This is a genomic window from Pseudomonas sp. BLCC-B112 (genome assembly GCF_028550695.1).
Taxonomy (GTDB): Bacteria; Pseudomonadota; Gammaproteobacteria; order Pseudomonadales; family Pseudomonadaceae; genus Aquipseudomonas; species Aquipseudomonas danubii.
Window position 1 is genome coordinate 50,636 of sequence record NZ_JAQQGK010000007.1, and the last position, 14,261, is coordinate 64,896.

Annotated in this window: 9 protein-coding genes and 4 tRNA genes; 5 read left to right on the forward strand and 8 right to left on the reverse strand. The window is 58.6% G+C overall.

All coding sequences use genetic code 11. From position 1 onward, the window contains the following. Positions 1–17 precede the first annotated feature (17 nt). A complete protein-coding gene (locus PQT43_RS19450; protein ID WP_272754447.1) occupies positions 18–1,229 on the forward strand; it encodes a M24 family metallopeptidase in 1,212 nt (403 codons plus the stop codon). A gap of 323 nt (positions 1,230–1,552) precedes the next feature. Here the strand turns inward: PQT43_RS19450 and PQT43_RS19455 are convergent, their stop codons facing one another. Next, positions 1,553–2,182, reverse strand: a complete 630-nt coding sequence (locus PQT43_RS19455; RefSeq protein ID WP_267268934.1) for a response regulator transcription factor — start codon at positions 2,180–2,182, stop codon at positions 1,553–1,555. A 329-nt stretch (positions 2,183–2,511) separates the two neighbouring features. Here PQT43_RS19455 and PQT43_RS19460 point away from each other — a divergent pair, with 329 nt between their 5' ends. Beyond that, positions 2,512–3,687, forward strand: coding sequence for an EAL domain-containing response regulator (locus PQT43_RS19460; protein ID WP_267268935.1), 1,176 nt, complete (start codon positions 2,512–2,514; stop codon positions 3,685–3,687). 121 nt (positions 3,688–3,808) lie between these two features. Next, positions 3,809–7,456, forward strand: coding sequence for a transporter substrate-binding domain-containing protein (locus tag PQT43_RS19465; RefSeq protein WP_336314624.1), 3,648 nt, complete (start codon positions 3,809–3,811; stop codon positions 7,454–7,456). Between the two features lie 98 nt (positions 7,457–7,554). Here the strand turns inward: PQT43_RS19465 and PQT43_RS19470 are convergent. From PQT43_RS19470 to rluD, 7 genes are all read right to left on the reverse strand, one after another. Next, a tRNA-Pro gene (locus PQT43_RS19470) sits at positions 7,555–7,631 on the reverse strand. A gap of 93 nt (positions 7,632–7,724) precedes the next feature. After that, a tRNA-Lys gene (locus tag PQT43_RS19475) sits at positions 7,725–7,800 on the reverse strand. A 5-nt stretch (positions 7,801–7,805) separates the two neighbouring features. Next, a tRNA-Pro gene (locus tag PQT43_RS19480) sits at positions 7,806–7,882 on the reverse strand. Between the two features lie 9 nt (positions 7,883–7,891). Further along, a tRNA-Asn gene (locus PQT43_RS19485) sits at positions 7,892–7,967 on the reverse strand. Between the two features lie 295 nt (positions 7,968–8,262). Continuing rightward, complete coding sequence (clpB, locus tag PQT43_RS19490; RefSeq protein ID WP_267268937.1) at positions 8,263–10,827, reverse strand: ATP-dependent chaperone ClpB; 2,565 nt, start codon at positions 10,825–10,827, stop codon at positions 8,263–8,265. A 130-nt stretch (positions 10,828–10,957) separates the two neighbouring features. Beyond that, a complete protein-coding gene (pgeF, locus tag PQT43_RS19495; protein ID WP_267268938.1) occupies positions 10,958–11,683 on the reverse strand; it encodes a peptidoglycan editing factor PgeF in 726 nt (241 codons plus the stop codon). Then, positions 11,680–12,642, reverse strand: a complete 963-nt coding sequence (rluD, locus tag PQT43_RS19500) for a 23S rRNA pseudouridine(1911/1915/1917) synthase RluD (RefSeq protein ID WP_102865461.1) — start codon at positions 12,640–12,642, stop codon at positions 11,680–11,682. The genes pgeF and rluD overlap by 4 nt, the downstream gene beginning before the upstream one ends. Positions 12,643–12,792: 150 nt before the next feature. Between rluD and PQT43_RS19505 the strand changes: the two genes are divergently transcribed. Then, complete coding sequence (locus PQT43_RS19505) at positions 12,793–13,815, forward strand: outer membrane protein assembly factor BamD (RefSeq protein ID WP_102882249.1); 1,023 nt, start codon at positions 12,793–12,795, stop codon at positions 13,813–13,815. Positions 13,816–13,939: 124 nt separating this feature from the next. Continuing rightward, positions 13,940–14,173 carry a PP0621 family protein gene (locus tag PQT43_RS19510; protein WP_253085051.1) on the forward strand — a complete coding sequence of 78 codons (234 nt, stop codon included), beginning with the start codon at positions 13,940–13,942 and terminating at the stop codon, positions 14,171–14,173. Positions 14,174–14,261: the final 88 nt, after the last annotated feature.

Consider the following 14,261-nt stretch of genomic DNA (forward strand, 5'->3'; position numbering starts at 1 on the left):
AGACAAGGACCCGTGCCATGCAGATGCCCAAGACCCTTCAGATCCACAACGGTGAAAAAGTCCCTTCAACCTTCTCCCTTGAAGAATACGCCCAGCGCCTGAGCACGCTGCGAGCCTATATGGCCCAACAGGATATCGACGCGGCGCTGTTCACCTCCTACCACAACATCAACTACTACGCCGACTTCCTGTATTGCTCTTTCGGCCGTCAGTACGCCCTGGTGGTGACCCGGGAACGTAGCGTGCTGATCAGCAACAATATCGACGGCGGGCAGCCCGGGCGTCGGGCGGTCTGCGATGATCAGGTGGTGTACACCGACTGGCACCGGGGCAACTTCTTCGTCGCGGTCAAACAGGCCTTGCCGCAGGCAGCACGGCTGGGCCTGGAGTTCGATCAACTGACCCTGCCCAGCCACCAGGCCTTCGCCGAGCTCTATCCTCGGGCGCAACTCCTGGATATTGCTGCCCCGTGCATGAGCATGCGCATGCTCAAGTCAGTCGAAGAACAGGCACTGATCCGCCAGGGTGCACGCATCGCCGACATCGGCGGGGCCGCCGCCATCGATGCCCTGGAGGATCAGGTATCGGAATACGATGTGGCCCTGCACGCCACACAGGCCATGGTGCGGGAAATCGCCCGGACCTTTCCCGCAGCCGAATTGATGGACACCTGGACCTGGTTTCAATCAGGGATCAATACCGACGGCGCACACAATCCGCTGACCTCGCGGCGCATCAGCCCGGGAGAGATACTCAGCCTCAACTGTTTCCCGATGATCGCCGGTTACTACACCGCGCTGGAGCGCACACTGTTCCTTGGGCATTGTCCCGACGCTTATCTGCGGCTGTGGGAAATCAACCTCAAGGTGCATGAGGCCGGATTGCAACTGATCAAGCCCGGAGCCCGCTGCAGCGACATTGCCCGACAGTTGAACGAAATCTACCTGGAACACGACTTGCTGCAATACCGGACCTTCGGCTACGGCCACTCGTTCGGCATCCTCAATCACTACTACGGGCGCGAGACCGGGCTGGAGTTTCGCGAAGACGTGGACACTGTGCTGGAGCCCGGCATGGTGGTGTCCATGGAGCCGATGATCAGGCTACCCGAAGGCAGTCCAGGTGCCGGTGGTTATCGTGAGCACGACATTCTGATCGTCAACTCCCAAGGCGCGGAAAACATCACCCGACTGCCCTACGGACCACAGCACAACATCATCGACCGCTGAAGAAACAATCAGGACCACTCGACCGGGATGCTCAACGCGCTCTTGATCAACAGGCATCTACAAAGCCAACAAGCCGTGAAGATTGCAGCGATTACCTCTGAAACCCAACGAGAAAAAGCTTAAGCAACAAGAGCTTTCAGGGCTTATCCAGGATGAGCCCTGAAACCCAATAGAAACAGATGCCATGCATTTCACTCAGGTGTCTGCCCGGATACTTTCTAAGTCATGCACAACGAGCAAACACGGCATGCCCCATCGTTCGGTAGCGATCCAGACACAACTAAGTGAAAACTCGACATTACAAGTAACCGACCATGTTCACTTTATGGAATCAAAGCATTGCGCTTGGCAAACTCCGCCAGGCTTACTTGCGACTCCAACCCCAGCTTCTGCAACAGTCGGGTCTTGTAGGTGCTGACTGTCTTGTTGCTCAAGAACAGTTTTTCACCAATGGCCTTGTTGGAATGTCCCTGTGCTAGATACTGCAACACGATCATTTCCCGATCAGTCAGCAGGCCTATCTGCTCCGCCTCAGACTGTTGTTCCGCCGTGGGCGTGGAAACATCCAAAGCCATCGACGGATAAAAAGTGTAGCCGGCCAACACAGCATTCAGAGCCACAACCAGATTGCCCAGATCCTCCTCCTTGTTGACGAAACCCCGAGCTCCCAGCTGAATACAGCGTCTGCAGAAGCTTTCAATCGACTGCGAGGTCAGCACCAGCACTTCAGTGGGCAAGCCCAGAGCCTTGATACGTGAAAGCACCTTGAGGCCATCCAGCTTGGGAATACCGATATCGAGGATTACCACATCCGGCCCATGCTCGCGCACCAACTCCAGCGCATCCAATCCATTGTCTGTTTCGGCCACCACCCGCATGTTGTTCTTTTCCAGCAAGACCTTAACGGCGAGCCGAACAACAGGATGATCGTCAACTATCAATACGCTGTGCATATTGTCACTTCACCTTAAAAACCCGGCCTTCGGTTGAGCCGGACCGACCGGAAAATATACGTAACCGCACCCTGTATGCTGCAACTTACGTATCCGTATAAAGACGCTGATGTCATGTAGAAATTTCGTGCACAGCACCTTGATCTCGTCCAGAAATTTCAGATTCCCGGCAAATAACAGAGGATACAAGGGGTTAATGACGCCTCCTTAAGGAATCAGACAGTCTGATTTTTCAATGAGAAATTTCCTACTGCACATAAGGATTTGCCTAATGGCTGCAACTCTAGAGCCTTAGCACTATGACCGGCAAATAATGACATGAGCCGGCAATGCAAAATTTGAACGTTCTGGTCCTGGAAGATGAACCGCTGCAACGCCTGGTTACCGTCACTGCACTGAAAAAAGTGATGCCTGGGCAGGTGCATGAAGCGGCCAGCGGTAGTGAAGCCCTGGCACTGCTGGAGCACTGCGAAAGGATGGACATTGCCATCTGTGACCTGAAAATGCCCGGAATGGACGGTTTGGCCTTCCTGCGCCACGCCAGCCAAAGCGGCAAACTGCACTCCGTGATCCTGTGCAGCCAGATCGAGCCGATTCTGCGCCAAACTACCGTCTCGATGATCAGGCGCCTGGGCTTGAACTTCCTGGGTGATCTGGGCAAGCCCTTCAATCTGGAGCGCCTGACCACCCTGCTGACTCGTTATCAGGACCAGCGCCACGGTCTGGTCACTGCTCTGAAAAAGTCCGAACTACCCACCCTGGCGGACGTGATTCGCGGCCTGGACAACGGCGAATTCGAACCCTACTACCAACCCAAGGTGGCACTCGACAACGCGTCGCTCCAAGGGGCGGAAGCGCTAGCCCGCTGGAATCATCCACAGCTGGGAGTACTGCCGCCTTCGCACTTCCTGCACATCATGGAACACCACAGCTTGCTGGACCGCCTGTTCTGGCAACTGTTCGACCAGGGCCTGGCCTTGCGCCGCAAACTGGCGCAAAAAGGCATTCCCCTGAGTTTCTCGTTCAATCTGCACCCATCACAGCTGGCGTCCCAGACCCTGACCGAATCCATTGCCGCCCTGCTCGTGCTGTTTCAGGTTCCATCCAGCAGCATCACCTTTGAAATCACCGAAACCAGTCTGATCAGCGCTCCCGCCAGTAGCCTGGAAAATCTGGTACGCCTGCGGGTGATGGGCTGCGGCTTGGCCATGGATGACTTCGGTGCGGGCTACTCCTCCCTGGATCGCCTCTGCGAGTTGCCCTTCAGCCAGATCAAGCTCGACGGCACTTTCGTGCGCAAGATGGGGCATCACCCCAGAAGCAGCGCCATCATTAGCTACACGGTGGCGCTCGCCCGTTCATTGGGTATGTCGTTGATTATCGAAGGAGTGGAAACCCGCGAGCAGCAGGAACGCCTACTGGAACTGGGATGCGACATAGCCCAGGGCTTCGTGTTTGCACGCCCGATGCCGGAAAGCCATTTCATTGCCTACTGCATTCGTTAGTCCCTTGGGAGAGCCGATCAAAGAGGCGACCCGTTGCTCAGGTTCTGTACCGCCCGCCGGGCGCTCATTGCGTTGTGACTCGTTGATCGAGCCATCTGGCCCCCCACTATCTGAAGCGATCATGCATTCACGACTTTTCTGGCTTTTTATCTGCTTGGCGATATTGGCTGTTCAACCGGCAGCGGCCCAGCTTCCGAGTTTGCCCAATACGCTGTACAGCACGGCACGCCTCGATCACCACGACCTTGCCCTTGACGATGAAGACTGGCGTTGGCTGCGCCACAGGTCGGAACTGAAAATCGGTGCCGTGGCTACAGAATCGTCCCCCTTCAATGTCAGCTACAACGACAATCACTACGAGGGCATTACCGCTGACGTCAGCGCTCTGATTGGGCAGATACTCGGGGTTCGCATCCAGATCGTGTCCTTTGCCACCCGGGCAAAGGCCATGCAAGCCTTACAGGCTGCCAATATCGACTTGCTAGGCAGCTACAGCTCCGAGCAGCCTGCCGAGGCCGTCAGGTTTACTCGCCCCTTCGCCGAAGCCCGACTGGCACTGTTCAAACGCAAGGATGAATTGCGCAAATCGCCCTCCAACCTGGCCGGATTACGAGTTTCTGTGGCCCAGGAACACAGCGCGCAACTGCAGTCGCGCTTTCCCTTGGCCCACTTGATGGTCTATCCCACCCATGACGAGGCCATAGCCGCGGCAGCCTTTGGCCATACCGACATGTACGTGGACGATGTTCTGAGCGCCTATTTCCGCATCAATCGTTCCTACTACGGCTTTCTCAAGTTCGAGCGCTTCGCCGACTTTTCCCAAGGCGGCTACGGTTATGCGCTCCAAGAGGATAACCAGCGCCTGCTGCGGATTATCAACCAGAGCATCGACGCGATCGGTAAGGAAAAACTCCTCAATCTGAGTCGGCGCTGGGTGGGTAGCGGCTTCATTGCGTCGGACCAAAGGATGGCACTGACGCCGGAAGAGTCGCGCTGGATAGCCCGCAACCCAGTCATACGCCTGGTGATCAATGACGATCTGGCGCCCATTGCCTTCTTCGACGCCAATGGCGTTTTCTCGGGTGTCACCGCTGAACTGCTGGACGTGCTATCACAGCGCACCGGACTCGACTTCCAGGTCACCGCTCGCAACGGCGGCTACCCGGAACAGATTGAAGCCTTGCGCCAATCAGAGGCCGACCTGGCCATCATGACTGCCAGTGAACAACGCGAAGACAACCTGCGCTTCACTCGCTCCTTCCTGACCAGTCCCTTCGTCCTCGTGACCCAGACCGACAAGAAAGGCATGGCACAGCGGCCTGGAGAGCTGGCAAACAAGCGCCTGGCCATCCCTTCCGGACACGTGACACTGCAGCATGTGCGCGAGCGCTACCCGAAAGCCGAAGTCATCGAAGTCGGCACCTCGCTGGACGCCATGAACATGGTCTATACCGGCGGCGCCGATGCCGCGGTGGTGTCATTGCCGGCCTCGCGTTACTACATTGTCCGACTGTTTCAGAATCGCCTGGCTGTTGCCGATCTGATTCACACCCGGCAGGCGACCGCCAGCTTTGCCCTGAGGCGAAGCGATTCGGAACTGCAATCCATCCTCGACAAAGCCCTGATCAGCCTCCCGACGGACGATTTGAACGCCATCGCCAACCGCTGGCGCTCACCGCCGGGCATGAGCAGCGAAACCTGGCGCGACTACGCGTTGATGATCGCCGAAATCATAGCTGGCGCTTCGTTGCTGCTCCTGCTGTCGCTGCTCTGGGTCTTCTATCTGCAACGCCGGGTCAAGGCCGAGAAAACGCTCAATGAACAATTGCGCTTTATCGAGACCCTGGCAGAGAACATGCCCCCGGCCCTCTATCTCCGGGACATTGAGGGCAACATGCTGTCCTGCAACCGCAGCTATCTGCAGAGCGTCGGTCTGAGTGCCGAGGACGTCCTGGACAAGACCGTGCAGGAACTGCCTGATGAGCACTTTGCGGCAGGGCCCGACCTGCACCAGAACTACCTGCAAGCGATCAATAACGGCAAGACCATTACCTCGGTATATGCCGTGCAATTGCAGGGCAAGGACGTCTGGATCGAGCACTGGATTCAGCCATTCCAGGACGCCACCGGTGTCACAAAGGGCGTGATCTGCGGCTGGCTGGACATAACCAAGCACCGTCATCTGGTTCAGGAACTGAAGGAGGCGAAGAATCTCGCCGATGAGGCCAGCCGGGCCAAGACCACCTTCCTGGCCACCATGAGCCATGAAATACGCACGCCAATGAACGCCATCATCGGCATTCTGGAACTGGCGCTCAAACGCGCCGACAGCGATCGGATCGAGCGCTCCAGCATTGAAATCGCCTACAGTTCGGCCAAGAGCCTCCTGGAGCTGATCGGCGATATCCTCGACATTGCCCGCATCGAGTCCGGACGCCTGAGCCTCTCGCCCAAACGCGCCAACCTGCGCGAACTGGTGGAATCAGTGGCTAGAGTGTTCGAGGGGCTGGCCCGGCAGAAATGCCTGAGCCTGATCCTCGAGATCGACTCCAGCATCAACGGCGATGTGCTGGTGGACGGGATGCGTTTCAAGCAGATCCTGTCCAATCTGGTGAGCAATGCCATCAAGTTCACCGAAGCCGGTTTTATCAAGGTGACCATTTCCGGCGAGCTAGTGGAAAACGCTGTGCTGCGGGTCGAGCTCAGTGTCGAAGACTCGGGAATTGGTATCTCCCCCAGCAACCAGCAACGCCTGTTCCAACCTTTCGCACAGGTAGAGCGCAACGTGCAGAACATCGAGGGCACGGGGCTGGGCCTGGTGATTTGTCGTTCCCTGTGCGAAATGATGGGTGGCCAGGTGTCGATGAGCAGCACCCTGGGGCATGGCACCCGGGTGGATGTGGCGCTGCGTTTGCAAGTACTGGAGCGCACGGCCACCTCTGAGCGTCCGCCTCAGGTCAAGAGGCGCTACACGCACCGTTTGCAGATTCTGGTGGTAGACGATCATCCGGTGAACCGCCAGGTCCTGCAGCAGCAGCTGTGCTTTCTCGGACATGACGTGTTCGAAGCGGAGAACGGCCTGGAGGCACTGCATCTCTGGCGCGAGCAGGACTTTGACGTGATCATCACCGACTGCCACATGCCCATCATGAACGGCGCCGAGATGAGCCGGGCGATCCGCCAGGATGAGCGGGACAAGGCCTGCGAACCAATGATGATCATCGGCCTGACCGCCGACGCCCAGCAGGAAGAAGTGGAACGTTGCATCCAGGCGGGAATGAATGATTGCCTGATCAAACCCATCAGCCTGGATGAGTTGGAAGAACGTCTGCTGGCCATGGGACAGGCCGATGAGAGCGAACGTGAGAACCTCATCCCCACGAAGCCCACCAGCCCCCGCTCTCCTCGGGTATTCGACCTGGAGTCATTGCATACCCTGGTGGGCAGCGAGCCGACGATGTTGCATCACATCTTGAGTGAGTTGCTCAGTAACAATCGCATGGACATGCAGAGCCTCGACACCTTGCTTCAAGAGCAGGCAACAGCTGAGTTGGCAGAGTTGGCGCATCGTATCAAGGGCGCTGCGCGCGTGGTCAAAGGCGAAGAATTGGTAGAGAGTTGTCGTCAGCTGGAAGATGCCTGCCTGAGCCCCGACCTGTCCCTGAACATGATCAAGGAATGCGTGGAACAGGTGAAACAGGCCATCATCACCCTCGAACAGCGCCTGTTTGAACAACGTAGGGTCTGGGAAGAACTGCCTATCGACTGACAACAAGAGGCTCGCCTCCCGGGCTGCCCCTCGACCTCAGCGCTTTTTTGCAGACAAACGAAAAAAGGCACCTCTAGAGGTGCCTTTTATCGTGAATATGGTCGGGGTAAGGGGATTCGAACTCCTGACATCCTGCTCCCAAAGCAGGCGCGCTACCGGACTGCGCTATACCCCGGTAAAAAAAAGGCACCTTTAAAAGGCGCCTTCTGCGAACAGAGCTTTTGGCGTCTGATCTTAAGATTCGATTCCAGCGAACTGGTCTCAAAAATGGTGGGTCGTGTGGGATTCGAACCTACGACCAATTGGTTAAAAGCCAACTGCTCTACCAACTGAGCTAACGACCCAAAAATGGTCGGGGTAAGGGGATTCGAACTCCTGACATCCTGCTCCCAAAGCAGGCGCGCTACCGGACTGCGCTATACCCCGGTTTGAAATTGGCTCCGTGACCAGGACTCGAACCTGGGACCCAATGATTAACAGTCATTTGCTCTACCGACTGAGCTATCACGGAACTACATATTTCAAGCTACAACGTTTTTACTTCATCCTCTTCGGCTTTCCCGTATCGCTACGTTCATGCCTCTGAGGCGCGCTATTTTACAATCTTCAAACTACCTGTCAACCCCTTAAATTGCTTTTAAGACAATGATTTGCGACTTCATTGCCGGTTTCTTCTACATCAGAAAAAACCTAGGGGTGACTGACTGCGGGGCGCACTTTACAAGCCTTTTCCTTTCAGTTCAACGCCCTAGTGAAAAAAAAGGCCTCGCCATGCGAGGCCTTTTCATCAATACGCCACTGAGCGATCAGGCAAAGACGATTTCATCGTCCCGCACCGACGCAGTGACTGTTGCTCCTGGCAGGAAGCCACCGGACAGGATCAACTGGGCCAACGGGTTCTCGATCCAGCGCTGGATCGCACGCTTCAGCGGCCGTGCGCCATACACCGGGTCGTAACCCACGGCGATCAGCTTGTCCAAGGCCTCGTCGCTCAGTTCCAGGCTCAGCTCGCGCTCCGCCAGACGGCTGCGCAGGCGCCCCAACTGGATCTGCGTGATGCCAGCGATCTGATCCCGTGCCAGAGGCTCGAAGATCACCACTTCGTCGACCCGGTTGATGAACTCCGGCCGGAAGTGGGTGGACACCGCATCCATCACCGCTGCACGTTGTGCCTCGCGATCCCCTACCAATTCCTGGATCTGTGCCGAGCCCAGGTTGGAGGTCATGACAATCACCGTGTTGCGGAAGTCCACGGTACGTCCGTGGCTGTCCGTCAGGCGACCATCTTCCAGAACCTGCAGCAGGATATTGAACACATCCGGGTGCGCCTTCTCGACTTCGTCCAGGAGGATGACCGAGTACGGCTTGCGACGCACGGCTTCGGTCAGGTAGCCACCTTCTTCATAACCAACATAGCCTGGCGGCGCACCGATCAGGCGAGCCACGGAGTGTTTCTCCATGAACTCGGACATGTCGATCCGCACCATGGCTTCCTCGGTATCGAAGAGGAACTCCGCCAAGGCCTTGCACAACTCAGTCTTACCCACCCCGGTTGGGCCGAGGAACATGAACGAGCCACTTGGCCGGTTCGGATCGGACAAGCCAGCCCGGGAGCGGCGCACTGCGTTGGATACCGCCACCACGGCTTCGTTCTGGCCGATCACCCGTTGATGCAGCAGGTTTTCCATCTTCAACAGCTTGTCGCGCTCGCCTTCGAGCATTTTCGACACTGGGATGCCGGTCCACTTGGACACCACTTCGGCAATTTCTTCCTCGGTGACCTTGCTGCGCAGCAACTGGTTCTCGCTGTGGCCGTGCTGGTCGACCATCTGCAGGCTACGCTCCAGATCAGGGATTACCCCGTACTGCAGCTCGGCCATTCGGTTCAGGTCGCCTTTACGCCGGGCCGCTTCCAGCTCCTGACGCGACTGCTCGATCTTCTGCTGGATCTGCGCAGAACCCTGCACTTCGGCTTTCTCCGAGGTCCAGACTTCCTCCAGGTCAGCGTACTCACGCTCCAGGCGGACAATCTCTTCCTGGAGTTTTTCCAGGCGCTTGATCGCTGCCTCGTCGTCTTCCTTCTTCAGCGCCTGGGATTCAACCTTGAGCTGAATCAGGCGCCGCTCCAGACGATCCAGCACTTCCGGCTTGGAGTCGATCTCCATGCGGATGCGGCTGGCAGCTTCGTCGATCAGGTCAATGGCCTTGTCCGGCAGTTGCCGATCAGTGATGTAACGATGGCTGAGCTTGGCCGCGGCAATGATCGCACCGTCAGTGATGGCTACCTTGTGGTGCACCTCATAGCGCTCCTTCAGGCCGCGCAGGATAGCGATGGTGTCTTCCTCGCTCGGCTCGTCCACCAACACTTTCTGGAAGCGCCGCTCAAGGGCTGCATCCTTCTCTATATATTGGCGGTACTCGTTGAGCGTGGTGGCACCGACGCAATGCAGCTCGCCACGGGCCAGGGCCGGCTTGAGCATGTTGCCCGCATCCATCGAGCCTTCGCCTTTACCGGCGCCGACCATGGTGTGCAGCTCGTCGATGAACAGGATGATCTGACCTTCCTGCTTCGACAGCTCGTTGAGCAGGGATTTCAGGCGTTCCTCGAACTCGCCACGGTACTTGGCACCGGCAATCAGCGCGCCCATGTCCAGGGACAGCAGGCGCTTGCCTTTCAGGCCATCAGGCACTTCGCCATTAATGATCCGCTGGGCCAGGCCTTCGGCGATGGCGGTTTTACCCACGCCAGGTTCACCGATCAGCACCGGGTTGTTCTTGGTCCGGCGTTGCAGCACCTGGATGGTCCGGCGAATTTCATCGTCACGCCCGATCACCGGGTCAAGCTTGCCCTCCTCGGCGCGCTTGGTCAGGTCGACGGTGTACTTGTCCAGGGCCTGGCGCGACTCCTCGACGTTGGCGTCATTCACCGCCTCGCCGCCGCGCAGGTTATTGATGGCGTTTTCCAGGGCTTTCTTGCTCACGCCCTGACCCAGCAACAACTTGCCGAGCTTGCTGTTTTCATCCATGGCGGCCAGCAGTACCAGCTCGCTGGAAATGAACTGGTCGCCTTTCTGCTGGGCCAGGCGATCGGCCTGGTTGAGCAGGCGCGCCAGATCCTGGGACATGTTGACGTCGCCAGTGGGGTTCTGGATTTTTGGCAGTTGGTCGAGCTCTTTGCTCAGTTCCTTGCGCAGGCTGTTGACGTCGAAGCCCACCTGCATCAGCAGTGGCTTGATCGAGCCGCCTTGCTGTTCCAGCAGCGCCTGCATCAGGTGCGCAGGTTCAATGGCCGGATGATCGAGGCCAACGGCCAAGGATTGAGAATCGGATAAGGCCAGCTGCAATTTGCTGGTTAATCGGTCTATACGCATTAGTCACCTTCCTTTTGAGCAGGCCGGAGCGATGGACACACCTAAATAGAGAAACCTGCCAGATGATTCTCTAGATGCGGTCGATTCTGGGAGATTCAAGCGTCAGCTGCTTGACGCAAGTCAGATTAGTCTAGCGTTCAAGCCAGATAAGGGAGGCAAAACGCCCGGTACGTGGGCTGCGCCGATAAGAGAAGAAGCGTGGGTCGGTCACGGTGCAGTAGCCACCACCATAGACCGCCGTCACACCCCGGGTGGCCAGACGCAGGCGCGCCAACTGGTAGATGTCAGCCATGAAGCGCCCGGCATTGACGCTAGGGACAAAGGCTTGCTTCGCGGCCGCCAATTGAGCAACGAAAGCTTCACGGACCTCCGCACCCACTTCGAAACTCTGTGGACCTATAGCGGGCCCCAGCCATACCAAGACCTCAGCGGCGGGGACATCCAGGCTGTCGAGAGTGGCTTCCAGCACTCCGGCTGCCAGCCCGCGCCAACCGGCATGGGCTGCCGCGACCCGGGTTCCGGCTCGGTTGCAGAACAACGCAGGCAGGCAGTCGGCGGTCATCACCGCACAGGCAATGCCTGGCGTGGCGGACCAACTGGCATCGGCGCTGGCCACTACGCCAGGATCGGCGTGAGCCACAGCAATCCCGTGCACCTGTTGCAACCAGGCCGGGGCAATATCGAAGTGCTCGGTCAGGCGCCGGCGATTCTCGGCCACCGCTTGAGGCCGATCCTCAACGTGGTCGCCCAGATTGAGGCTGTCAAACGGCGCCAGGCTGACGCCGCCATCGCGGGTAGTAACACAGGCTTTGACCCCAGCCGGCGCGGGCCAGTCAGGAATCAGCCAGCCACTCATCCGATGAACGCCTCACGGTCCTGCTTGAGCAGCGACAACAACCAGACGAAGTCATCCGGCAGCGGCGATTCCCAGCTCATGCGTTGACCAGTGGTCGGATGGTCCAACTCCAGGAAACGCGCATGCAAGGCCTGGCGCGGGAAGTTTTTCAGCGACTCGACCATGGTCTGGCTGGCCGCCGGCGGAATGCGGAAGCGACCGCCGTAAGCCGGATCGCCCACCAGCGGGAAGTTGATGTGGGCCATGTGCACCCGAATCTGGTGAGTACGACCGGTTTCCAGCTTGACCCGTACATGGGTGTGGGAACGGAAACGCTCCAGAACGCGGTAGTGGCTGACAGCCTGCTTGCCACCCTCCATCACCGCCATGCGCTGGCGCTGCTGGCCGTGGCGACCAATGGGAGCATTGATCTTGCCACCAGCAGTCACTACACCGATCACGATGCATTCATAGATGCGGCTGACGCTGCGGCTCTGCAACTGAGCCACCAACTGGGTCTGCGCTTGAATGGTCTTGGCCACCACCATCAGACCGGTGGTGTCCTTGTCCAGACGGTGGACGATACCCGCACGCGGCACATTGATAATGTCGGGGATGTGATGCAGCAGGGCATTGAGCAGCGTGCCATCGGCATGGCCGGCAGCCGGGTGCACCACCAGGCCCGCAGGCTTGTTGATCACCAGGATGTCATCGTCTTCATAGACGATGTCCAGCTCGATGTCCTGGGCGATCCACTCACCCTGAGCCTCCTGCTCGGCGGTCAGTTCGAGAACGGCACCGCCGTGCACGATGTCCCGAGGGCGGATCACCGCTCCGTCAACAGTCAGGCGGCCGTCTTTGATCCAGGCGGAAAGGCGCGAGCGCGAATGCTCAGCGAATAGTTGTGCGGCGACTTGATCGAGGCGTTGACCGCCCAGTTCGGACGGCACCTCTGCGCGAAGTTCAATTTTATCGGACATGCTCGGACTGGGCGTCGGCACAGCCTTTGGTTTCGGCTGCGCGCTTGTGGTTAAATACGGCGTCTTTTGCCCCGAGGCTTTCAACGGGGCGCTCATCATAACAGGACGGCCCCGCCCAAGACAGCGGCCGTCATAGGGACGCAAGCCGCCATGCAAGTGAAACACCTGCTGCTGATCGCCATCCTCGCACTGACCGCTGCTTGCTCATCGAAGGAAGTCGTTGACGAAAACCTGAGCGAAGTCGAGTTGTACCAGCAGGCGCAGACCGACCTGGACAACCACAGCTACACCAGCGCCACCGCCAAGCTCAAGGCCCTGGAATCGCGCTATCCCTTTGGTCGCTACGCCGATCAGGCACAGCTCGAGCTGATCTACGCCAACTACAAGAATGCCGAGCCAGAGGCTGCGAAATCCGCCGCCGAGCGCTTCATTCGCCTGCACCCACAACACCCGAACGTCGACTACGCCTACTACCTCAAGGGCCTGACCTCCTTCGATCAGGATGTCGGCCTGCTGGCGCGCTTCCTGCCACTGGACATGACCAAGCGTGACCCGGGTGCCGCCCGCGACTCCTACAACGAGTTCGCCCAGCTCACCAGCCGCTTCCCCAACAGCCGCTACGCCCCGGACGCCAAGCAGCGCATGATTTACCTGCGCAACCTGCTGGCCGCCTACGAAATCCACGTGGCCGACTATTACCTGACCCGTCAGGCCTATGTCGCCGCCGCCAACCGTGGCCGCTACGTGGTGGAAAACTTCCAGGAAACCCCTTCCGTGGGTGACGGCCTGGCGGTGATGACCGAGGCCTACCAGCGTCTGCACCTGGACGAACTGGCTGCCACCAGCCTGGAAACCCTGAAGCTCAACTACCCTGACCACCCAAGCCTGGTTGATGGTCAGTTCGTGCCACGGGTGGCCGAAGCCGACAACCGCTCCTGGCTGAGCAAGGCCACCCTGGGCCTTATCGAGTCCCGTCCACCGCTGCCGCCGGGAGAAACCCGCGCCAATCAGGACGTGATGAAGCAGTATCAGGATGCCAAGGACGCGATCCCGTCGGAGCTCAAGCCTAAAGACAGCAACGGCGACGTGGTCGAGGAAGAAGAGCACGAGGCCACTGGCAACAACAGTGACCGCTCCTGGTTCAGCTACATGACCTTCGGCGTGTTCGACTGATAGCGCCGCAGTAAAAAAGGGAGACTTCAAGTCTCCCTTTTTCATGCCCGCAGCTTGATGGGCCTGTGCGCCCGCCGGGCGCTTGGATAAACTGCTCCCTCTTTTCCCCATAAAGCTGGTCACCATGGTTCGTCTACTGTTCTGGATCGCTCTGATTGCCGCTGCGGTATGGTTCTGGCGCAAATTCAAGCGCCCCGCTGCAACTCCCCGCACACCCCACGAGCCGACGAGTACGCCAATGGTGCGCTGCGCTCACTGCGGCGTACACCTGCCTCAGGACCGGGCGTTGAGCCTGTCACAACAGTGGTACTGCAGCCAGGCCCATCTGGAGCAGGGCCCGGGCAGCCAGGATCGCTGAGCCCTACACCCATCGTCCGCACAATTGGCGACAAAATAACCCGCCCCCGGCACCCTGCGCCGCCCATCCCAAGGGCCTAGACTGAGCT

Coding starts and splice junctions, on each gene's coding strand:
- PQT43_RS19450 (WP_272754447.1), top strand. CDS start 18: ATGCAGATGCCCAAGACCCTTCAGATCCACAACGGTGAAAAAGTCCCT.
- PQT43_RS19455 (WP_267268934.1), bottom strand. CDS start 2,182: ATGCACAGCGTATTGATAGTTGACGATCATCCTGTTGTTCGGCTCGCC.
- PQT43_RS19460 (WP_267268935.1), top strand. CDS start 2,512: ATGCAAAATTTGAACGTTCTGGTCCTGGAAGATGAACCGCTGCAACGC.
- PQT43_RS19465 (WP_336314624.1), top strand. CDS start 3,809: ATGCATTCACGACTTTTCTGGCTTTTTATCTGCTTGGCGATATTGGCT.
- clpB (WP_267268937.1), bottom strand. CDS start 10,827: ATGCGTATAGACCGATTAACCAGCAAATTGCAGCTGGCCTTATCCGAT.
- pgeF (WP_267268938.1), bottom strand. CDS start 11,683: ATGAGTGGCTGGCTGATTCCTGACTGGCCCGCGCCGGCTGGGGTCAAA.
- rluD (WP_102865461.1), bottom strand. CDS start 12,642: ATGTCCGATAAAATTGAACTTCGCGCAGAGGTGCCGTCCGAACTGGGC.
- PQT43_RS19505 (WP_102882249.1), top strand. CDS start 12,793: ATGCAAGTGAAACACCTGCTGCTGATCGCCATCCTCGCACTGACCGCT.
- PQT43_RS19510 (WP_253085051.1), top strand. CDS start 13,940: ATGGTTCGTCTACTGTTCTGGATCGCTCTGATTGCCGCTGCGGTATGG.